The following is a 19,682-nucleotide window of genomic DNA, read 5'->3' as shown; positions in this document are numbered from 1 at the left end:
TACTCGCTCAATGGTACAGCACACACGAACGCTCGATTTCAAGATCGCGTTCGCGATCGGGCTGGGCACGATGATCGCGGCGGGCATCTTCTCGCTTTCGGGAACCGCCGTCGCCGCCATCGGGTCGAGCGCGGTCATCGCTTTCGTCATCGCCGCGGCCATCGCCGGGGTCACCGCGGCCGCGTACTCGGAGTTCGCCTCTATCTACTCCGAGAACGGCGGTGGCTATCTCTTCTGTTCGCAGACCTTCGAGGACCGCGACCTGCTGACCTACAGTATCGGGATGTCGCTGTTCCTGGGCTACACCGGCACGACGGCCTTCTACCTGGCGACGATGGACGAGTGGTTCTTCCGATTCGTCCTCCCCGAGTGGCTGCACTTCCTGCCCCACGGGACGACCGGCGTCGTCACCGCACTCCTGCTGGGCGTGCTCAACGCCCGTGGGACCGAGGAGAGCGGCGGGTTCCAGCTCATCGTCACCGGTGCGAAGGTCGCGGTCCTCATCGCCTTCATCGCCGGCGCGTTCGCCTTCCGCGGCCCCGGGACGGCCGTGACACAGTTCGCCACCAGTTTCGGCGGCGACGCCATCAGTATCCTCGCTATCTCCGCGCTCGCCTTCATCACCTTCTTCGGGTTCTCGGCCATCGCCGCCAGCGCGGGCGAGATCATCGAGCCCCAGAAGACCGTTCCGCGGGCCATCGCCGCCAGCATCGTCACTGTCACCGTCCTCTACGCGCTGGTTATCGTCGCGATGGTCAACTCGCCGGTTCCCCCGGAAATCATCGCCCAGGAGGGCGAGACGGCGATGGGACGGGTCGCCGCCGGGTTCCTCGGCAGCATCGGCGAGTCACTCATCGTTGCCGGTGCCATCTTCTCGATGGTGTCGGCGTCGAACGCTTCCATCCTCGCGGCCAGCTCCATCGGATCGCTGATGGGTCGGCAGGGCCAGGCCCCCCGTCGGTTCTCGCGCATCCACCGCGAGTACGGCACCCCGTTCTGGAGCGTCGGCACGGCGACGGCCACCATCATGGTGCTCATCGTCGTCTTCATCGGCGTCTTCCCGACGGAGGGCGGCCTCGGCGCGGCCATCGGCCTCAACCTCGGACTGACGGCACTCACCGGGTTCGCGACGCTGAACCTCCTCCTGCCGCTCGCCGTCGTCAACATCGCACTCATCTACTCGCGCCGGAAGTTCCCCGACATCAAACGCGGGTTCCGGGTCCCGGGCGTGCCGGTCGTGCCGGTCATCGGCGTGCTCGCGAACCTCGGGCTCATCTACAACCTCCCCGACCGCGGGGTCATCACCGGCCTGGTCCTCACCGGCACGCTCGTCGTGGCCTACCTCGCCTGGGGCGGGAAGCCCGACACCGAGGAGATGTTCCAGGAGGTGGTCCCGGAGACACCGAGCGAGGGCGCCGTCGCCGAGAGCGCCGCCGAGGCCAGCGACCAGTTCCGCGTGCTGGTCCCCATCGCCCGGCCGGACCGGACGCTCCGATACGTGAAACTCGCGGCCGCGCTGGCGAACGTCTCGGACAAGGAGGCCATCATCCACGTCCTGAACGTCACCCAGATCCCCGACCAGACGCCGTGGGAGACGGTCGTCGACACGGCCTCGAAACGGACCGAAATCATCCAGGAACAGGTCGACGATGCGGGGCTCGATGTCGACTACACCGTCGAGGGGCACACCTGTCGCGACATCGCCTTCGACATCCTCCAGACCGCTCGCGACGACGAGGCCGACCTCATCCTGATGGGCTATCCCGAGCGCCACCAAGAGGTCACCGAGGCCGTCGAGCGAGAGGCCCCCTGTGACGTGTTCTTCGCCGATCAGACGGTCGACGAGTCGGACCTCGACGTCATCAACATCGGCGCGGGCGGGGGGCCACACCACCAGGCAGTCCTCCCGCTGGTGAACGCGCTGGGACAGCGCGGGAGCGCGCTCCATCTCATCAACGTCTCCTCCGGGGAGGTCGGCACCGACGAGACGCCGGGGATGACGCTCGACGCACTGGAGGGCGTCGAGACCACCCAGGTCCACAACGTCCGGGCCAGTTCGGTCGCCGACGGCCTCGTCGAGACGACCGCCGAGAACGGCGGCGTGCTCGTCATCGGGGCCTCCCGTGACCGCTGGCTCCGCCAGGCCATCTTCGGCAACACGCCCGACGAGGTGGTCGCCCTCGCCGCCGAACGGGACGTCCCCGTCCTGGTCTACGCCAGTCAGACGCCGCTGTCGGACCGTCTCACGGAACTGCTGTTCCCGGTGGCACGCTACCTCAGAAAACGGTTCTCGCGGAAAGGGTCCAAGCGGGGCGGCAGCCCGGACTGGGGCTGATTCGCCGCTCGCGTCGGTTCGCTACCGGTGAATTTCGACCGACTCGAGCACGATATCCGCGTTCGGGTTGTCGCTGTGGTCCGTCTCGGCGTTCCCGATCGCCTCGACGACGTCCATCCCGTCCGTGACGTCGCCGAAGACGGCGTGTTTCCCGTCGAGATGGGGCGTCGCGGCCAGCGTGATGAAGAACTGCGAGCCGTTGGTGTTCGGGCCGCGGTTCGCCATGCTCAGCTTCCCGGGACCGTCGTGTGTCAGGTCGTCGTCGAACTCGTCGTCGAAGGTGTAGCCCGGGCCGCCGCGGCCGGTCCCGGTCGGGTCGCCCATCTGGATCATGAAGTCGTCGATGACGCGGTGGATCTCGATGTCCGTGTACAGCGGGTCGATGCGCTTCTCACCCGATTCGGGGTCCTCCCACGCGCCGGTGCCGGGCCCGACCTCGGTCCCCTCGTAGTCGTCGGCGCCCTCCGCCAGGCCGACGAAGTTCGCGACGGTGTTCGGGGCCTTCTCGTCGTACAGTTCGACCTCGATGTCGCCCTCGCTCGTGTGGAGCGTGGCAGTCAGGTCACTCATATCCGGCCCGAGGGCGGCAGACGGGAAAAGCCTGCTCACTGGCACCGTCGCGAGCGGACCCGACGGTTTTTTGCCCATCGCCAGACCCCGTATGGACAATGAACATCCTCGTCTCAGGCGGGGCTGGGTTCATCGGCGGCCACCTCGCCGAGCGGTTCGCCCGCGACGGCCACGACGTGGTCGTGCTGGACAACTTAGACCCGTTCTACGACCTGGACATCAAGCACCACAACGTCGAGGTCGGTCGCGACGCGGCCGCCGAGGGCGGCGGGAGCTACGACCTGGTCGAGGGCGACGTTCGGGACGCCGACCTCGTGGCCGACCTCGTCACCGACGCCGAGTACGTCTACCACCAGGCCGCACAGGCGGGGGTCCGTCGGAGCGTCGAGAACCCCCGGAAGTACGACGAGGTGAACGCCGACGGGACGCTGAACGTCCTCGACGCCTGTCGCGACGAGGGCATCGAGCGGTTCGTGATGGCCTCCTCGTCGTCGGTCTACGGCGTCCCGCAGTACCTCCCCTACGACGAAGTCCACCCGACGACGCCAGTCTCGCCCTACGGCGCGTCGAAGCTGGCGGCAGAACGCTACGCCTGCGCGTACGGCGAGGTGTACGACTTCCCCGTGGTCGCGCTCCGGTACTTCACCGTCTACGGTCCACGGATGCGCCCGAACATGGCTATCTCGAACTTCGTCTCGCGGTGTATGAACGACGAACCGCCGATAATCTACGGCGACGGCACCCAGACGCGTGACTTCACGTTCATCGAGGACGTCGTCGAGGCGAACGTCACTCTCCTGAACGAAGACGCTGCCGACGGCGAGGCGGTCAACATCGGGTCGACCGACAACATCGAGATCAAGACGCTCGCCGAGGAGATACGCGACCAGATTGCGCCCGACCTCGACCTGGTCTACGAGGAGCGTCACGACGCCGACGCCCAGCACACCCACGCCGATACGTCGAAAGCGAACGACCTGCTGGGCTACGAGGCCGGACACACCATCCGCGAGGGCGTTTCGAAGTTCATCGACTGGTACGAGGCGAACCGCGAGTGGTACGAACCGCTAGTCCGGCGCTCGTGAGGCCGGGACAGCGCGTTCGAGGTGGCAATCAGACGACGCGGCCGGCGAGTTCCGGAAACAGCGCCGTGACGAAGACGATGACGAGCCAACCGACGAAGTTCCACCAGGGGACGCCGTAGAACCGAGGTTTCGAGAGCCGTGCGGGCGGGTAGCGCCAGAGACCGTCACGGACGCCTCTCGGATCCGTTGCCACGTCCCCGAGCGTCGCGAGGAGGGCCGCCAATGCGGCCGCCGGCACCGTCCCGGGTACGACGAGCAGGGCAAGGCGATAGGAGACGTAGACGACGGCCGGCCACACCAGCACGATAGTGACGGGGACGCCGGCGAGCTGTGGTTCGACGGCGTGTTCGAGGAACCCGAGCCGGATCGTCACCGCTTCGAGCACGAACGCGAGTACCATCCCGCCCAGAAAGAGCGCGGCGGTGTCGGCGAGCGGCCACGTGGCGAGCGCGTGTGTGACTGCGACTGCGACCAGCACGAAGTTGGTCACCTGGAAGCGACGGCGGACGTCCATCGGTCGGTGGTCGTGTCGGCGCCACTAAGGCCGTTCGCTCTCCCGCCTCGCTCGCGCTACCGACCCGCCCCGCTCAGTTGGCGAGCCCGCGGTGACCGCGGCGTCGCTTCCGGTGGCGTGGGCCGTCTGGCCGGCGTCCGTGGCGTGGGCTGCGGTGGTCCGGCGGGCCACGACCCCGGCCGTGGGGCCGCTTCGAGCGGTCTTCGTCGTGGCGACCACGCCGTTCGGCGTTCGGTTCTTCACCTCGGTCGTCCCAGCGCGGCCGGGATCCGGGGACTGGCCGTTCCCGAAGCGTGACCGACTCGGTGAACTCCGCGCCGTCCCGCCGGAGCGTCAATTCGACGCTGTCGCCCGGGTCGGCGCTCGTCAGGAGGTAACTGGTCAGCTCCTCGGTCGACCGGACGGGTTGGTCGTCGATGCCGAGGATGACGTCGCCGCCGGTGGGGACGTCCCGGCCCCGGACGCGGACGACTCGCTCGCACCCTCGCAGAACGGCCTCGGCGGCTTCCCCGACGTCGATGACGAGGACGCCCGTGGGTTCTTCCAGCCGGTTGGCCTCCGCGACGGTCGGCGAGACGTCGATAGTCCGGACGTTGAGGTACGCCGGTCGGAACACGCCGTCCGCGACGAGCGCCGGCAGGACGCGGTTGACGATGACCGGCGCGATGGCGAAGCCGATGTTGTCCCCGCCTTTCGCCCGGTTGACACCGACGACGGTGCCGTCGAGGCTGAGGAGCGGGCCGCCGCTGTTCCCTGGGTTGACTGCCGCGTCGGTCTGGACCGTCTCGGGGATGGTGAATCCCGTCCCCGTCGGACTCGAGCGGTTCGTCCCGCTGACGTAGCCGACGGTGATGGTTCCGTCGAGCCCCATAGGATTGCCGATAGCCGCGACGCGCTCGCCGGGTTCGGGGTTCGCCTCGGCGATGGGTAACGCGACGGCGTCTTCGGGGAGGTCCTCGACGGCGACGACGGCGAGGTCGGTGTAGGGGTCGTCGCCGACGACCTCGCCGGTGCGCCACTGACCGTCGTGGAATCGCAGTTCCACGTAGTCGGTGTCGCCGACGACGTGCTGGTTCGTGACGATATAGCCGTCTTCGACGACGAACCCCGACCCGGCCCCACCGCGGCGTCGTCCGGGTTCGGTCGTGACGTACACCGAGACGACGGAGGGGATGGCCTGCTCGTACAGTTCGCTGATTGTAGGTGTGTCTGACATTTTGCGTGCGTCGAGTCGCGACGGGGACACCCCCGCCGGGGAGACTCACCTTTGGTAACAGATGACACTATATGACGGTTCCGGCGACGTCGGTCGCGATACACGTGATTTCGCCCGTCGGCGCTGCACCGGTCGAGTCACTCCTCGAGCAGGCGGAAGGCGATGTCCCGGCCGTAGGTCTGACTGAGCGAGATCCAGAACCGCGCGAGATGCTCTAAGTGCTCGGCGGCGTCGATGTCGCCGGCGCGGAGGGGGTCGAACCCGAGGTCCCTCGCCAGCGTCCCGACGACGTCACAGGCCGACGGGTCGTCGCCGGCGAGGAACATGGTCGCCCGCTGGCCGTGGACCACGGGGTCACGCAGCCGCTCGGCGCCCACGGTGTTGAACGCCTTGACCACTCGGGCCTCAGGGACTGTCTCGGCGAGGCGGAGGGCCAGCGAGCGACCGTCGCTCTCGATGGGGTACTCGTTACTGGTGTCGACGACGGGCTTCTCGACGAGCTCGTTCGAGAGGTAGGTGGCCACGTCCGTGACCGCGCCCGCCGGGAGCGCCAGGACGACGACGTCGCCGAACGACGCGGCGTCGCGCTGGCCGCCGACCCTGACACGGGCCCCCGACTCGTGACTGGTCGACTCGGGGCTCCGCGACCCGAGGACGACGTCGTGTCCCGCGGCCGCCCAGCCGTCAGCGAGTGCGCTCCCGACCGCTCCCGTCCCGATGATGCCGATATCCATACGTTCCATACAGACTACATGCTCGAAAGCGTATCGCCCGCCAGCACCGGATTTTTCACCGTCCGCTACGACCAGCGAGGTGTGACAGACGACAGGGACCCGGAGGACACGCTCCGCGAGTGGAAAGACGCCATGCAGGGCGAACACGCCGAGGCCATCGCGAACCCGGACCCCGACGAGACCCACCGCATCGAGGGGGTCACGCAGGTCTCACACCGCGTCTACTTCGCCTACGACGAGGAGCGGGGGACGCTCGAACGGGACTACAGCGAACAGGTCGACGACCTCTCGGACCCCGAACTCCGCGCGTGTTCGTGTGGCGTCCGCGGGATGACTCCCGAGGAGGCGCTCGAACACGTCCGGGCGGCGCGGGAGGCGTAGATGACGACCGCCAGGGGGATCGTCGAGGCGTACTACGCAGCGCTCCGGGCGGGCGACCCGCTGGCTCACTTCTTCGCCGAGGCGGGCGCCAGCGACGCGCCCGTCGTGAAGTTCGGCATCTCCGAGCGTCTCGTCGGGGCCGAGGCCGTCCGGGAGGGCCTTCGGACCCAGACAGCGACGACCGCCGACTGGACCGTCGACAGCGACGCGCTCCACGTCACCGAGCGGGAGTGCCACGCGTGGTTCTCCGACCTGGTGCGACTGGAGTGGACCGACACGCAGCGCGGCGTCGAGCACGCGTTCGACACCCGCTGGAGCGGGACACTCGAGCGGCATCTCGCGGGGGAAAACGCCGCCGATACCGGTGGCGACGACTGGCGGTTCGTCGGGATGCACGTCAGCACTGCCCGGACGTTCTGACGGCGCCGAACCGAGTGCCCTATAGCACTCCGGGCCACCACTGCCGACGTGGACAAACGCCTGGGGACGGTCGGTCTGTTCGTCACGCTCGCCTCCCTGTGGGGCTTCTCGTTTCTCGCGATAGCCGTCGGCCTGGAGTCGCTGGAACCCGTCCTGTTCGCGGCGTTCCGGTACGACGTCGCCGCTGTCCTGTTGCTTGGCTACGCCTTCGTCAGTGAGGGGGAGTGGCTGCCGACCGACGCCCCCAACCTCGGTGCGATTCTCGGTGGTGGCGTCTTCTTGATCGCCGGTAACGGCTTGCTCTTCGTCGGTCAGCAGACCGTCCCTAGCGGCGTGGCGGCCATCCTCCAGAGCCTGGTGCCCATCGCCACGTCGCTGTGGGCGCTCGGACTCCTCCCTGAAGAGCGCGTCTCGGCGCGGGGTGCCGTCGGCATCGCACTGGGCTTCGTCGGCGTGGGCCTCGTCGTCCGACCGGACCCGGCGAACCTGCTCGGGACGGGCGTCGTCGGACGCATCATCATCCTCTGTCAGGTGCTGAGCGTGGCGCTCGGCGGCGTCCTCATCCAGCGAGCGCGGCCGACGCTGGGGAACGCGGCGCTGTCGGGCTGGTCGATGCTCGTCGGCGCGCTCGTCCTCCACGGCGTCAGCCCGGTCGTCGGCGAACCGTTCGCGCTCCCCGCGACGCCCGTCGCCTGGGCCGCCGTCGCCTACCTCGGGGTGTTCGCGACCGCGATCGCATTCTTCATCTACTACACGCTGCTCGACGTCCGGGGTGCCCTGGAGACGTCGCTGGTGGCCTATCTCGTGCCCGTCGTCGCCACCGTCGTCGGCGTCGTGGTCCTGAACGAGTCCGTGACGCCGCTGACGCTGGTCGGGTTCCTCGTCGTCGCGAGTGGCTTCTTCGTCCTCAAACGCGAGGCCATCGCCGCTCTCGTGGCAGAAATCGGGGCGTGAGCGATCAGAACGCCTGGAGCTCCTCGAGCACTGCAGCGGCGCTCCCGTCGTCCATGACGGCGCGAGCCTGTTCGAGGCCCTCGTCGATGCTGTCCGCGTCCTCGCCGGCGTAGATGCGCAGCGCCGCGTTGAGCGCGACGGCGTCGGCGAAGCCGTCCGCACGCTCGCCGGTCAGGATTTCCTCGGTGATGGTCGCGGAGTCCGCGGCCACGTCGTCGACCTGCAGGTCCTCGCTCGTGAGGTCCATCCCGTACTCGGCGGTCAGTATCTCGAAGTCGGCGATGCCCTCGTCGTCCGACTCGTCCCCCTCGACGGGCCACTCGGCGACGATGGTGTCGCCCGGGCGCACGTCGTCGTAGCCCTCCATCCCCTGGAAGAACAGGGCGCGTTCGACCGTGCTGTGTTCGGACTCGGCGAGCGTGCGGGCCATCTTCTTCGCGAACGCCAGGTGGTAGAAGCTCCCCAGGTGGACCTTGGCATTGGCGGGGTTCGCGAGCGTCTCGACGGTGTTGACGAACGACCGGACGCCCATGTTGTCGCGGTGCTCGAACAGCGCGTCGATGCCCGGGTTGAAGTTCGGCTGGTAGTAGAAGCCGAAGCCGACCTCGTCGACCATGTCGGCGCTCTCCTGGGGTTCGAGTTCCGTCCGGACGCCGAGTTCGTCCAGGACGTGCTTGTAGGCGTCCTGTTTCTGCGTGGGGACCCGGTCGCCCGAGTGAGTGACGATGGGCGTCCCGGCGGCGGCGGCGACGACGCCAGAGGCGACGCCGAGGATGGCCGAGCGCCCCTTGCCGTCGTAGTTGGCGCCGCAGTCGACGGGGTCGGCGTCGGGTTCGGCGGTGACGACCGACTCCTCGTGCATGACGTCGACGTACGCGCCCAGCTCCTCGGGGCTGTTGCGCTTCCATCGGTTGGCGAGCCAGAACGCCCCCAGCGTGAGGGGGTCGGGCTCGTCGTCGAGGATGCGCTGGAACGCCTCGCGTGCCTGCTCGCGGGTCATGTCCTCGGCCGACTTGTGCCCGGAGCCGACGACCTCTGTCATCAGTCGTTTCAGCGGCCATTCACCGTACTCCCGCGTCGCTTGCGCCATGGGCCGGAGTTGGGGTTTGAGTTCAAAAGCCGTGTCGTTTCGTTCCCAGTCCGCGGGAACGGCGACCCGGCCCGAAACTGATACACCCGTTCACTCCTAACTCGCCTCCAATGAGCCTCAAGTCGGGTGAATGGCGCGAGGACATCGACGACGTGGACGCCGCGCTCATCGACGAGTTCCAGAGCGGCTTCCCCATCCGGGAACGGCCCTTCGAGGCGGTCGGCGAGCAACTGGGCGTCCCGGCCGAGGAGGCCCTCGAACGCGTCGAACGACTCCGCGAGGCGGGCGTGTTCCGCCGGTTTGGCGCGGTCCTGAACCCGCCGGTCATCGGCTCCTCGACGCTCGCGGCCGTCAGCGCCCCCGAGGACCGCTTCGACGAGGTCGCCGAGATAATCAACGGCTACCGCCAGGTGAACCACAACTACGCCCGCGACCACGAGTGGAACATGTGGTTCGTCGTCACCGCCGGCTCCCGCGAGACGCGCGACGGGATTCTGGCCGACATCGAGGCCCGGACCGGGCTGTCGGTACTGGTCCTGCCGATGCTCACGGACTACTACATCGACCTGGAGTTCCCCGTCGTCAACGGCGACCGATTTGCCCGGGAGTCCATCGAGTACACCGACGCCAGCGCGACCCGCATCAGCGAGGACGCCGCCGCCGACTTCTCGGACCTCGACCGCCGACTCCTGCTTGCGATTCAGGAGGGGTTCCCGCTGTCGGCGACGCCGTATCGCGATATCGCGGACGCCGTCGGCGCCGACGTCTCGGACGTGCTCGTGGCCATCGAGGGGCTGCTCGCCGACGGCTGTATCAAGCGCATCGGCTGCGTGGTCAACCACATCGTCACCGGGTTCGACAGCAACTGCATGGTCGTCTGGGACGTCCCCGACGACGAACTCGACGAGCGTGGGGAGGCCGTCGGCGAACTACCCTACGTCACGCTCTGTTACCACCGCCCGCGCCGGTCCGACCAGGACTGGCAGTACAACCTCTTTACCATGATTCACGGGCGCGAGGCCGAGGCCGTCGACGCGAAGATCGACGAACTCGCGGCCGACCATCTCCCCTTCGACCACGACCGCCTCTACTCGACGGCGACGCTGAAACAGACCGGCGCCCGGTACGACGACATCGTCGGCCAGTAGCCGGCCGGAGTCAGTGGCTCAAGGGGGGGGGTCCCCCTTCCGAAACCCATATCCACGTCTCGTCCTAACGAAGGGTCAATGAGCCAGCAACTCCCGGACGTACAGGCGACGAGTCCCGACGTGACAGTCGGTCTCAACCGCGTCGGTGTGACCGGCGTCGAGAAAGCTCCTCAAACTCGGCCGGAAGGACCAGGACCCCATCGTGCTGATGGCCGAGTTCGAGGTGTTCGTCGACCTTCCCTCGTGGCGCAAGGGGGCCGACATGTCCCGGAACATGGAGGTCATCGACGAGACGCTGGAGACGGCCGTCTCCGAGGAGGCCTACCGCGTCGAGGACGTCTGTGGCGACGCCGCCGAACTGCTGCTCGAGAAACACGACTACACGACTCGGGCCGAGGTCCGGATGGAAGCCGAGTACGTCACCCGCGAGCAGACCCCTGAGTCCGGGATGGCGACCCAGTCGACCGCCGATATCATCGCCTCGGCGTCGGCCACCGAGGACGGCACCAGCGAGGAGATCGGCGCCCGTGTCGTCGGGATGACGGTTTGCCCGTGCTCCCAGGGGATGTCGACGGCCCGGGCCCGCGAGACGCTCCAGGGACTCGACGTCGAGGACGAAGTCATCGAGGAGTTCCTCGAGAACGTCCCCCAACCGGGTCACTCTCAGCGGGGCCACGCGACGCTGACCGTCGAGAGCGACGGCGCGCCGGAGGTCGACCTCAACGAACTCATACAGGTCGCCCGCGACTCGATGAGCGCGCGCATCTACAACCTCGCGAAACGGCCCGACGAGGACCACATGACCTTCGAGTCACACAAGGACGCGAAGTTCGTCGAGGACTGCGTGCGGGCGATGGCCGAGGGCGTCGTCGAGCACTTTCCCGACCTCCCGGACGACGCCGTCGTGACGATGAAACAGTCCAACGACGAGTCCATCCACCAGCACAACGCCCACGCCGAACGGGTCGCCGAGTTCGGGACGCTCAGAGACGAGGTCGACGAGGACGTCCTCGCCGACGACTGACTGCGCTGGCTGTCACGGCGGGCCGATAGGCGTCGCGTCCGCCCAGTGTTCTGCGAAGGCGTCGCTGATGTCCCGCGTGAACTCCGGGTCCTTCAGGTCGATGACGCCGAACGTCTCCTCGCGGCCCAGCGGGTGCGGGACCTCGATGCACACCTCGACGTCGTCGATGAGCTCGAACGTCGTCGAGACGTTCTGACTCGCCCGGGCGGCGTAATCGTCGTACGGCGAGAGCCGGTCGTAGTACTCGCGGTTGGCGGCCTCGGGCAGGTTCTCGAAGAGGTCGGGCCGGACGAGCAGGGAGACCTCGACGCCCCGTTCCAGCGCGGCCTCGAGCTGGTCGACGATGCGTTCGGTCGCCGCCAGGATGTCGACCTGCCTTGCGGGGGCGGTCCCCACGACGACGATGTGGTCGTCGGCGGCGGCCAACCGTTCGAGCAGCAGGTCGAGCGTCTCCTCGGGGCCGACGGCGGCCGTCCAGAACGGCTCCTCGACGGGGTCGCCGGTCTCCAGCTGGTCGCCCAGGTCGTCGACGATGCTCTCGTACTGCTGGGCCTGTTCGTCCAGCTCCCGTTTCTTGTCCTCGAGCAGTCGGTCGAGCGCCGTGTCCGGCTCGACGGCGACGTACTTCTTGGGCCGACTCGCCGTCTGGCTCCGGACGAGGTTGTACGTCTCGAGACTGTTGAGCACGTCGTACACCCGCCCCATCGGGACGTCGCTCGCGCGGGAGAGCTCTTTCGCCGTCGTCGGCCCCGTCTCCAGCAGCGAGCGGTACGCCCGCGCCTCGTATTCGGAGAGTCCCAGGTCGCGTAGACTGGCCATGGTCGAACGTGACCCGCACCTCGCAAAAACTTATCGGGCGTTTACTGTTCCTGGAAGGCGGTTACCGCCCACTCTCGTCGTCGGTGAGCAGCACCTCGAGGTCGGCCGGCGTCGACGCCGACCCGGTCACCTCGCCGGCCTCGACCAGTCGCGCCGTCCGGTCGCCGTCCGGAGCCGGGACGACGGTGGCCTCGTGGTCGGCCAGGCGGAGCGCCGCCCGGTGGAGGTCCGACCCGGCCCCGGTGCCGACGGTGACGTACCGGGGGTCCTGCAGGCGGGCCGCGACCGACGCGTAGCCCGCGACCTCGACGCCCATCCGTTCGGCCGCGCCGGCGAACGACCCGACGGCGTCGCGGGCCGTCTCGCGGTACCCCTCGTCGCCGGTCAGCGCCGCGAGGTCGACGAGTGCGTCGGCCAGTTCGACCGTCGCGTCGAGCGGGTGGAGCGACCGCCCACAGAGCCCGGCGCCGCTCTCGGGCCCGTCGCGGAACGCACCGGTGTCCTGCTGGCGATGCTCGATGGTCCAGTCGGCGACAGTTTCGGCCGGGCCCGCCTCGCCGAGCACCTGCCAGCTCGTGGTCAGCCCCCGGAGGAGCTGGGCCTGGTCGCCCAGAAGCCCCGTCTCGCTGTCGGCGCCGTCGTGGTGGGCCACTGCACCGTCCTCGACCAGCGTCTCGCAGACGTGCTCGCGAGCGCGCCGTGCGTACGACGCGGCCCGCTCGTCGTCTGTGTAGGCGTGGTACCAGCAGAGCGCGTCGACGGCGAGGCCGTTGCGGTCGGCGAACACCGTCCCGTCGACGTGCGGGGCGTCGGCGCTCTCCCGTTCGGACGCACCCATCCGGTAGTAGTCGTCGTCGCCGGCCTGGCTCCCGGCGAAGGCGTCGCCGGTCCAGAGGTCCGTCGTGAGGTACTCGATGGTCCGGAAGGCGGCGTCGCGGTAAGCCTCGGTCCCGGTGTACCGGTAGCCCAGCGCGAACGCCCGGACGAGCGCCGCGTTCTCGTCCAGCAGTTTCTCCCGGCGCGGATTGCCCCAGTTTCGCTCGGTGGCGTAGCGGTAGAACCCGCCGTCGTAGGTGTCGAATAGGTGGGTCCGAATCGCTTCCAGGGTGCGCGCCGCCTGGTCGGGCGCCCTGACCAGCGCGAACTCGATGGTCCGGGGCAGCGGGAACTTCACATCTCCTCCCCAGCCCCCGAACTCGTCGTCGAACGAGCCGAGCAGCTGTTCTATCATGTGTTCCTCGATGCGCGGGCGCAGGTCGCCGGCCGGTGGTGCTTCGTCCTGCAACTGTCGAGGTACCGACCCGGCGGCCTCGCCCTGGGCGTCCCAGGACTCACGGACGCTGTCGAGGATACCCCGGAACCCCTCGGGGCCGAGGAACGTCGCGCCCGTGATGACCTCGCCGCCCGGCGTCAGGAACACCGTCGACGGGAACCCCCCCATCGTGTAGCGCTCGCGGACTCTGGGATTGCGGTCGGCGTCCACCCGCACGGGGACGAACCCGTCGTTGATGTTGGCCGCGATGCGTGGTTCGCCGAAGGTCGCCCGGTCCATCGCCCGACACTCCGCGCTCCAGGGTACCGTGAGCGCCAGCAACACCGGCTTGCTGGTGTCGGCGGCGCGCTCGAAGGCCGCGGGCCCCCACTCGCGCCACTCGACTTTCGTCTCCGCCGCGAACTCGTCCATGGCGTCGTGTCGGTGACGGGCGTACAAAGGCCCTCTCATGAGCGACGAAAGACCGAACTGTCGGCCGTCCTAACTCCGGCCATGGCCAGCCAACAGGCCCGCGCCACGGATTCGGGGCCGGTCACGCCCGGCGACCGACCGCCCATGCTCGGCCGGGTCCCGTGGGTCGACAACACCCTCGCGATGCTCCGGGACCCGCTTGGCTTCTACGACCGCGTGGGCGAACTCGACGCCGACGTCGTCGGCTACCACGTCGCCACCACGCGAGGCTACTTCGTCACGCACCCCGACCTCGTCGAGCAGGTGCTGGTCACCGACGCCGCCGACTACGAGAAGGGCCAACTGCTCTACGACACGCTGGGTCAGTTCATCGGTGAGGGGCTCTTCCTGCTGGAAGGCGAGGAGTGGAAACAACAGCGCACGGCGCTCCAACCGGCGTTCTACCGCGAGCGCATCGAGACCTACGGCGAGACGATGACCGGCTTCGCGGGCGAGACGGCAGACGGGTGGACCGACGGCCAGACGCTGAACGTCCTCCCCGAGATGCAGTCGCTCACGCTCCGTATCCTCGGGAAGACGCTACTGGACGTGGACATCGAGGCGACGGCCGGCGCGCTCGAACCGCTGCTCGACGCGCTCCGGGACCGACTGGACCCACGGACCCTGTCGGCGTACCTGCCTCTCGCAGTGCCGACGCCGGTCAACCGACGGGTTCGGCGGACGAGAGCTGACTTCGAAGCGACCCTCGACGACATCGTCGCCCGGCGACAGCGCGAGGCAGCGGCGACCCGCGAGGCCCGCGACGATGTGCTCTCCTTGCTGCTGTCGCTCGACGACGAGACGATGGACCGCGAGCGCCTGACACACCAGCTGCTCACCTTCCTGGTCGCCGGTCACGACACGACGGCGCTGACGCTGACGTACGCCTGGTTCCTGCTCGCGAACCACCCCGACGCCCAGCGGGACCTCCACGCCGAACTCGACGCGACGCTGGGCGGTGCGGACCCGACCCCCGCGGACCTCTTCGAGTTGCCCTATCTGGACGACGTGCTCACGGAGGTGTTGCGGCTCTACCCGCCCGCGTTCACGGTCTTCCGCCAGCCCACGAAACCGGTGACGCTCGGGGGCTACGACATCGGCCCCGAAGCGCAACTGACCATCCCGCAGTACCTGGTCCACCGCGACGAGCGCTGGTACGACGACCCCGACGACTTCCGGCCCGAGCGCTGGACCGACGCGTTCGAGGCCGAGTTGCCCGACTACGCCTACTACCCCTTCGGCGGCGGCCCGCGCCACTGCATCGGGATGCGCTTCGCCCGCATGGAGGCGAAACTCGCGCTCGCGACGATTGCCCAGCGGTTCCGGTTCGAGGCGGTGACCGAACCGCCGCTGGACCTGGCGATGCGCATCACGCTCTCGCCGGCCGACCCGGTGCGTGTCAGGGTCCACGAGCGCGACTGACCGACCGTCGACCCCGGCTGCCCGTCTCGAAAGGCGTTTGGGGCCGGGTCCACAATCACGGGTATGCTCCGGGTCATCGGGCTGCTGTTGCTCATCCCGCTGTTCGACATCGTCCTGCTGGTGACGGTCGCCATCCCCTTCTTCGGGCCGCTGGTGACCGTCGCGCTGGTCGTGCTGACCGCGCTCGTGGGGATGCTCCTCGTGCGTGCCGAGGGGCGGGCCACGCTCAGGGCCATCCAGGAGAAACTGGTAGTGGGCGACCCACCGACGAACGAACTCATCGACGGTGCGCTGCTCATCGCCGCCGGGGCGTTCTTCCTCACGCCCGGCTTGGTGACGGACTTCGTCGGCCTACTGCTGGCGATTCCGTTCACCCGGTACCCGATCCGTGCGGCGCTGCGTCGCTGGGTCATCGTGCCCTACATCGACGCCCAGACGGGCGGCCTCGGCAGCGGCCAGATATACATCGGCGGCTTCCCCGACGAGGACGGTGCACCGACCGGCTCCGGTGCGGGCGGTCCCGGTCCGGGTGGGGCTTCCGGCTCCGGTGGCACCGCTGGCGCCGACGACCGCTCCGGTGGGTTCGACCCCGACCAGGCGACCGACGTCGACTTCGAGGAACGCGACAACTGATTGGCGTCTCCCTGGTGCGGTTTCCCACGCCCTGCGGGGCGAAACGTTACCCTTTTCAATACCCCTCGGGTACACTCTGATGCGCTCACCTGGGCCAATAGCTCAATCAGGTTGAGCGCTCGGCTGATAACCGGGAGGCTCTCGGTTCAAATCCGAGTTGGCCCACTCCAATCGCGGTCGAATCTCATTCGACTGCATTGGGGCCTCAAACTCCCCAGCCAATCACTTTCCGTAAACTCACTCTCGAATAGAAGTCTCTATATCCGGTGATTTGAACCGAATTTTCCGCGCAGTTGCCCGCTGTTGCTGGAAAACCTTCGCCGAGATACCCCCTACGGCCAACTGATCCATTCGACAGCCGGCTCCCTATCCTTGTTGAAGTTCTTCGTCGATGATCGTTCGTTGGAGCCGTGCTGAATACAGTGCGCAAATCGGTCAGTGGATTTCCGGTGAAAATTGAGATTGCTATTCGGTCAATACAGGGCCCGTATCGATTACGGCGAGTGGTCGAGGCCTGCAGATTGAATCGGTGCATACAGTGAGATGGATCACCATGTCAATCCGAATACTACTGGATTCTTGCCAGTAACTGCTCTGCTGCGTCTCAGAACGGTTTATATACTACATTAGCGTATAGTAATATGATTATCTATAATGAAAAATACTGATGGTACGATAATGGTGTCCCGCCGGAGACTACTCCAGACCACCGGTACCGGTGCGGTGATCATCGGGTTAGGTCTTGGAGTAATCCCGGGAACAGCGGCGGCGATGAACAAAGCGGAGCTGATCGAGGCAATGGCGAGCCACGCCGGGCTCTCGAAGGCGGACGCAAAGAAGGCGCTCGAAGGGTTTACCAGCGCGACGACGAACGCCCTGACGGAAGGGGATAGTGCCGTATTGATCGGGTTCGGTTCGTTCAGTATATCGAAGCGCTCGGCCCGAACGGGACGGAATCCGCAGCACAAGAACGGGCGCCCCACTGATTCGGCGGTCACCTTCGAGTCGTGCCCAGAGTTCGCAGCAGCTCTCGATCTCAACCCCGGCAGGGGCGACGAAGCCAGCGCCAAGTGTCGGGATGCGGATGTGACGATCGATGCGGAGTCCATCGCCAGGGAAACCGGACGTGACCCTGAGAGCAGGCTCTCGGAGCGGGAGGTGCAGCTTGCGGTGGACGCGTTGATAAGCGTGACCACAGACGCCCTGAAGAAGGGTGAAAGAGTGTTGGTGAGCGTGGGATTCGGTTCGTTCAGTATCTCGAAGCGCTCCGCCCGGACGGGACGGAACCCCCAGACGGGCAAGGAGATCCAAATCGCGGCAAAGAACGTAGTTAAGTTCAAAGCAGGGGCCGAACTTTCGAAGGCCGTCAACTGAGACCGTAGCCACACACATCGCGACTTTCACCAAGGCGATAGGAAGCCTCATCCTCGGACGCTCGTTCACTACGCAGGTCTACTGAATCGCTGATTCGCTAACTTCACCGTGAAAGAAATGAGGGTGTCGTGCTGAACTCATCCTCTGTATCTCGCACAACGCTTCTAACCATTCGTCTTTAGTTAGGCCTCACACCTCGGTTGCGCAGCGGTAGCGAGCGTCTCTTGCAGGACCGGTCGTTGTTTGTGGATCTTCTGAGCATCTTGGATCAGCTGCTCCAACAGCGGCGGTGGTGAGTAGCCGAGGTACTCACCGAGTTCGTGGAGGATGAGCTGGGCGTGCGACCGGAAGGTCGCCGCCCAGCGTTCTGGCGGGAATACGATCTCATCATCAGCCTGCTCGGTGACCAGATCCAGTAGATCACGACTCACCAGCAGAGACAACAACGCTGCGTACAGCAGGATCTCCACCACGTCCGGGTTGCTCGTGTCGAACTCGTCCAGTTCGTACTGCGTCTTCAACTCACGAAACAGCGTCTCTACTTCCCATCGACACCGATACAAAGTTGCGAGATCGGTCGGGAGGAACTCTTCTCGCGGCAGATTCGTCATGTATAGATGGTAGTCGTCGGCGTCCTCGTTGCGGACGCCGACGACGCGGAACCGTTTCCTATCCCACGACCGCGTCCCGTTGTACTCTCGTCGTCTGAACTCCACTTCGACCTCGACGTCGATGTACTTCCGCGAGAGATCTTCGAAAACATCGTTGATCTTCTCGCCCTCCAAGGGAATGGCGCGGCCGCGCCATTCCCGTAACTCGGCCGTTATCACCGGATTTGCGTTCTCCTTCAGCCGACTGACGAAGTAGCCATCGTTCTCGTCGATCAGCGCGAAGCGGCGGTATTTGAAATACGCAAGATCGAGCAGAACAAGCCGTCCTTGCAGCCACGATCCCGTGTTGAACAACGTGCTGTCGTGCGCTTTCTCGTCTGTCACGTCGATGCGTTCGATCATCTGCTCGGTGGCGTTGTGGAGCAGGTGGAGCTTCGCTCCAGCCTGCTCCTCGTGGCGAGCCCCGTACTCCTCGGAAAGGAACTCGTGAAGCCGCAACACGGTTCCATCGGCGATCATGACGTCTCTGAATCGGTCGATATCGGCGTTAACAGCATCGGGAACAGCGACCTCGTCGAGACCGCGCTCGACGAGGTCGCGGAGATACTCCGCGAGTGTCGGCGTCAGGCGTTGATAGAAGCCACCGGGAGAGATCGATTCGTCGGCTGTGGAGTTGTAGCTGCGTCGGAAGCCAGCGAGTGTTCGGCTCTCGCCTGCGGCGAAGCCGAACACGAGCGCCCACACGAGGACGGGGATCTGGAGAGTTCGGGTTCGTTCGACCACGCCGAGTTCCTCGGCGTGCTCTTGGAGGAACTCAGAGGGAAACAGTGTAGTGAGCCGACGCATGATTCTTGATGAGGAGGCGTCTTGGTGCACACTTGCCGCCTCCTCGTTCCTTTCGAAAAGTAGTCTCGATAAGCCGCTGCTGTCACGCGCTTTCTCGCCTAACTAAAGACGGATGCGCTTCTAACAGACTCCGAGTAGATTTCTGCGACCGTGCTGCATACAGCGCGCGTATCCCACACAGGTAGTTATTCAAATTCCGATGAGCGAATCGTTCGATATGGAGCACATATCTATCGACCCACACGGTCAACATTGGTCAATAGTCGTTACACATCCGCTCGTGAGTGCCTCGTCGCGACACTCCAGAGAGGTGGGCAAACAGCAATCGGCTTCCGGGCCGTCTTCATAATCGTGTAACTCAACGAGCGGTTCCAACTCTCGCAACTGAATGGTGATTTCAGTTCCCTGCTCAGTCAGTGAGTATGTCGTGGTTGGAGGGGTCGTTTCTGCGACCATTCGCTCGACGAGGCCATGACACCGAAGCTCTTTGAGCCGTTGAGAGAGTATCGGTGCGGTCAAACCGTCGAGCTCGCGCTGGATAGCGTTGAACCCTTGGGGCTCTTCTGACAAGAGCCGAAGGATATGTAGCGTCCACTTCGGCCCGAGGATGTCCTGTAACCCGTGCCATGTTGCCTGCCACTGCTCACTTCCGGTCATTACTGTGGTACCAGCCGCTATAGCAAAATATAGGTTCGGTCTCTCCCCCTCAGTTCAGGCGGTTTCACTACGAAAACCACGTTTATACCTGATTACTGAACAATATAGAGGCCACCAAGCCGAATG

At 66.3% G+C, this 19,682-nt stretch carries 18 protein-coding genes, 1 tRNA gene and 1 pseudogene; 11 read left to right on the top strand and 9 right to left on the bottom strand.

Annotated features, from left to right (window positions below):
• The first annotated feature begins 10 nt into the window (after positions 1 to 10).
• Positions 11 to 2,335, top strand: a complete 2,325-nt coding sequence (locus P1L41_RS00835; protein ID WP_276296990.1) for an amino acid permease — start codon at positions 11 to 13, stop codon at positions 2,333 to 2,335.
• A 21-nt stretch (positions 2,336 to 2,356) separates the two neighbouring features.
• On the opposite strand, the gene P1L41_RS00830 is transcribed toward P1L41_RS00835, so the two are convergent.
• The gene (locus tag P1L41_RS00830; RefSeq protein WP_276296989.1) at positions 2,357 to 2,905 is read right to left on the bottom strand and encodes a peptidylprolyl isomerase; all 549 of its coding nucleotides are present in this window, start codon (positions 2,903 to 2,905) and stop codon (positions 2,357 to 2,359) included.
• A 98-nt stretch (positions 2,906 to 3,003) separates the two neighbouring features.
• Here P1L41_RS00830 and P1L41_RS00825 point away from each other — a divergent pair, with 98 nt between their 5' ends.
• Complete coding sequence (locus P1L41_RS00825; RefSeq protein ID WP_276296988.1) at positions 3,004 to 3,990, top strand: NAD-dependent epimerase/dehydratase family protein; 987 nt, start codon at positions 3,004 to 3,006, stop codon at positions 3,988 to 3,990.
• A 28-nt stretch (positions 3,991 to 4,018) separates the two neighbouring features.
• Here P1L41_RS00825 and P1L41_RS00820 read toward each other — a convergent pair whose 3' ends face one another.
• The 3 genes from P1L41_RS00820 to P1L41_RS00810 all read right to left on the bottom strand — a co-directional run bounded on the left by P1L41_RS00820 (position 4,019) and on the right by P1L41_RS00810 (position 6,454).
• Complete coding sequence (locus P1L41_RS00820; RefSeq protein ID WP_276296987.1) at positions 4,019 to 4,504, bottom strand: carotenoid biosynthesis protein; 486 nt, start codon at positions 4,502 to 4,504, stop codon at positions 4,019 to 4,021.
• Positions 4,505 to 4,577: 73 nt separating this feature from the next.
• Positions 4,578 to 5,720, bottom strand: a complete 1,143-nt coding sequence (locus P1L41_RS00815; protein WP_276296986.1) for a S1C family serine protease — start codon at positions 5,718 to 5,720, stop codon at positions 4,578 to 4,580.
• 137 nt (positions 5,721 to 5,857) lie between these two features.
• Positions 5,858 to 6,454 carry an NADPH-dependent F420 reductase gene (locus tag P1L41_RS00810; RefSeq protein ID WP_276296985.1) on the bottom strand — a complete coding sequence of 199 codons (597 nt, stop codon included), beginning with the start codon at positions 6,452 to 6,454 and terminating at the stop codon, positions 5,858 to 5,860.
• A gap of 81 nt (positions 6,455 to 6,535) precedes the next feature.
• On the opposite strand from P1L41_RS00810, the gene P1L41_RS00805 reads away from it, so the two are divergent.
• From P1L41_RS00805 to P1L41_RS00795, 3 genes are read left to right on the top strand one after another with little or no spacing between them, the layout of a single operon-like run.
• A complete protein-coding gene (locus P1L41_RS00805) occupies positions 6,536 to 6,835 on the top strand; it encodes a hypothetical protein (RefSeq protein ID WP_276296984.1) in 300 nt (99 codons plus the stop codon).
• Positions 6,836 to 7,255 (top strand): nuclear transport factor 2 family protein, encoded by a 420-nt coding sequence (locus P1L41_RS00800; protein WP_276296983.1) that lies wholly within the window; start codon positions 6,836 to 6,838, stop codon positions 7,253 to 7,255.
• A 48-nt stretch (positions 7,256 to 7,303) separates the two neighbouring features.
• On the top strand, positions 7,304 to 8,209 hold the full coding sequence (locus P1L41_RS00795; protein ID WP_276296982.1) for a DMT family transporter: 906 nt from the start codon (positions 7,304 to 7,306) through the stop codon (positions 8,207 to 8,209).
• A gap of 4 nt (positions 8,210 to 8,213) precedes the next feature.
• Here P1L41_RS00795 and P1L41_RS00790 read toward each other — a convergent pair whose 3' ends face one another.
• On the bottom strand, positions 8,214 to 9,299 hold the full coding sequence (locus P1L41_RS00790) for an anthranilate phosphoribosyltransferase (protein ID WP_276296981.1): 1,086 nt from the start codon (positions 9,297 to 9,299) through the stop codon (positions 8,214 to 8,216).
• A gap of 110 nt (positions 9,300 to 9,409) precedes the next feature.
• On the opposite strand from P1L41_RS00790, the gene ahbB reads away from it, so the two are divergent.
• Together ahbB and mptA are read left to right on the top strand one after the other, a co-directional pair.
• Complete coding sequence (gene ahbB, locus P1L41_RS00785) at positions 9,410 to 10,447, top strand: siroheme decarboxylase subunit beta (RefSeq protein ID WP_276296980.1); 1,038 nt, start codon at positions 9,410 to 9,412, stop codon at positions 10,445 to 10,447.
• A gap of 78 nt (positions 10,448 to 10,525) precedes the next feature.
• Positions 10,526 to 11,471, top strand: a pseudogene (gene mptA / locus P1L41_RS00780) (GTP cyclohydrolase MptA).
• A gap of 12 nt (positions 11,472 to 11,483) precedes the next feature.
• Here mptA and P1L41_RS00775 read toward each other — a convergent pair.
• Positions 11,484 to 12,290 (bottom strand): TrmB family transcriptional regulator, encoded by an 807-nt coding sequence (locus P1L41_RS00775; RefSeq protein WP_276296979.1) that lies wholly within the window; start codon positions 12,288 to 12,290, stop codon positions 11,484 to 11,486.
• 61 nt (positions 12,291 to 12,351) lie between these two features.
• A complete protein-coding gene (locus P1L41_RS00770; protein ID WP_276296978.1) occupies positions 12,352 to 13,974 on the bottom strand; it encodes a DUF255 domain-containing protein in 1,623 nt (540 codons plus the stop codon).
• Positions 13,975 to 14,055: 81 nt separating this feature from the next.
• Here P1L41_RS00770 and P1L41_RS00765 point away from each other — a divergent pair, with 81 nt between their 5' ends.
• From P1L41_RS00765 to P1L41_RS18735, 4 genes are all read left to right on the top strand, one after another.
• Positions 14,056 to 15,435: a cytochrome P450 gene (locus tag P1L41_RS00765; protein ID WP_276296977.1), complete on the top strand. Its 1,380-nt coding sequence runs from the start codon at positions 14,056 to 14,058 to the stop codon at positions 15,433 to 15,435.
• A 63-nt stretch (positions 15,436 to 15,498) separates the two neighbouring features.
• Positions 15,499 to 16,068, top strand: coding sequence for an FxsA family protein (locus P1L41_RS00760; protein WP_276296976.1), 570 nt, complete (start codon positions 15,499 to 15,501; stop codon positions 16,066 to 16,068).
• 91 nt (positions 16,069 to 16,159) lie between these two features.
• Positions 16,160 to 16,233 (top strand) — tRNA-Ile (locus P1L41_RS00755).
• Positions 16,234 to 16,722: 489 nt separating this feature from the next.
• Entirely contained in the window at positions 16,723 to 17,442 is a 720-nt protein-coding gene (locus P1L41_RS18735; RefSeq protein WP_276296975.1) for an HU family DNA-binding protein, read from the top strand.
• 182 nt (positions 17,443 to 17,624) lie between these two features.
• On the opposite strand, the gene P1L41_RS00745 is transcribed toward P1L41_RS18735, so the two are convergent.
• Both P1L41_RS00745 and P1L41_RS00740 read right to left on the bottom strand, forming a co-directional pair.
• Positions 17,625 to 18,899: an IS4 family transposase gene (locus P1L41_RS00745; RefSeq protein ID WP_276298481.1), complete on the bottom strand. Its 1,275-nt coding sequence runs from the start codon at positions 18,897 to 18,899 to the stop codon at positions 17,625 to 17,627.
• Positions 18,900 to 19,145: 246 nt separating this feature from the next.
• Positions 19,146 to 19,556 carry a winged helix-turn-helix transcriptional regulator gene (locus tag P1L41_RS00740; protein ID WP_276296974.1) on the bottom strand — a complete coding sequence of 137 codons (411 nt, stop codon included), beginning with the start codon at positions 19,554 to 19,556 and terminating at the stop codon, positions 19,146 to 19,148.
• Between the last annotated feature and the right edge of the window lie 126 nt (positions 19,557 to 19,682).

It is taken from the genome of Haloarcula ordinaria (assembly GCF_029338275.1).
Taxonomy (GTDB): domain Archaea; phylum Halobacteriota; class Halobacteria; order Halobacteriales; family Haloarculaceae; genus Haloarcula; species Haloarcula ordinaria.
The sequence above is the reverse complement of the archived record's forward strand: the minus strand, read 5'-3'. Positions and strand labels throughout refer to the sequence as shown.

Coding starts and splice junctions, on each gene's coding strand:
- P1L41_RS00835 (WP_276296990.1), top strand. CDS start 11: ATGGTACAGCACACACGAACGCTCGATTTCAAGATCGCGTTCGCGATC.
- P1L41_RS00830 (WP_276296989.1), bottom strand. CDS start 2,905: ATGAGTGACCTGACTGCCACGCTCCACACGAGCGAGGGCGACATCGAG.
- P1L41_RS00825 (WP_276296988.1), top strand. CDS start 3,004: ATGAACATCCTCGTCTCAGGCGGGGCTGGGTTCATCGGCGGCCACCTC.
- P1L41_RS00820 (WP_276296987.1), bottom strand. CDS start 4,504: ATGGACGTCCGCCGTCGCTTCCAGGTGACCAACTTCGTGCTGGTCGCA.
- P1L41_RS00815 (WP_276296986.1), bottom strand. CDS start 5,720: ATGTCAGACACACCTACAATCAGCGAACTGTACGAGCAGGCCATCCCC.
- P1L41_RS00810 (WP_276296985.1), bottom strand. CDS start 6,454: ATGGATATCGGCATCATCGGGACGGGAGCGGTCGGGAGCGCACTCGCT.
- P1L41_RS00800 (WP_276296983.1), top strand. CDS start 6,836: ATGACGACCGCCAGGGGGATCGTCGAGGCGTACTACGCAGCGCTCCGG.
- P1L41_RS00790 (WP_276296981.1), bottom strand. CDS start 9,299: ATGGCGCAAGCGACGCGGGAGTACGGTGAATGGCCGCTGAAACGACTG.
- ahbB (WP_276296980.1), top strand. CDS start 9,410: ATGAGCCTCAAGTCGGGTGAATGGCGCGAGGACATCGACGACGTGGAC.
- P1L41_RS00775 (WP_276296979.1), bottom strand. CDS start 12,290: ATGGCCAGTCTACGCGACCTGGGACTCTCCGAATACGAGGCGCGGGCG.
- P1L41_RS00770 (WP_276296978.1), bottom strand. CDS start 13,974: ATGGACGAGTTCGCGGCGGAGACGAAAGTCGAGTGGCGCGAGTGGGGG.
- P1L41_RS00765 (WP_276296977.1), top strand. CDS start 14,056: ATGGCCAGCCAACAGGCCCGCGCCACGGATTCGGGGCCGGTCACGCCC.
- P1L41_RS00760 (WP_276296976.1), top strand. CDS start 15,499: ATGCTCCGGGTCATCGGGCTGCTGTTGCTCATCCCGCTGTTCGACATC.
- P1L41_RS18735 (WP_276296975.1), top strand. CDS start 16,723: ATGAAAAATACTGATGGTACGATAATGGTGTCCCGCCGGAGACTACTC.
- P1L41_RS00745 (WP_276298481.1), bottom strand. CDS start 18,899: ATGCGTCGGCTCACTACACTGTTTCCCTCTGAGTTCCTCCAAGAGCAC.
- P1L41_RS00740 (WP_276296974.1), bottom strand. CDS start 19,556: ATGACCGGAAGTGAGCAGTGGCAGGCAACATGGCACGGGTTACAGGAC.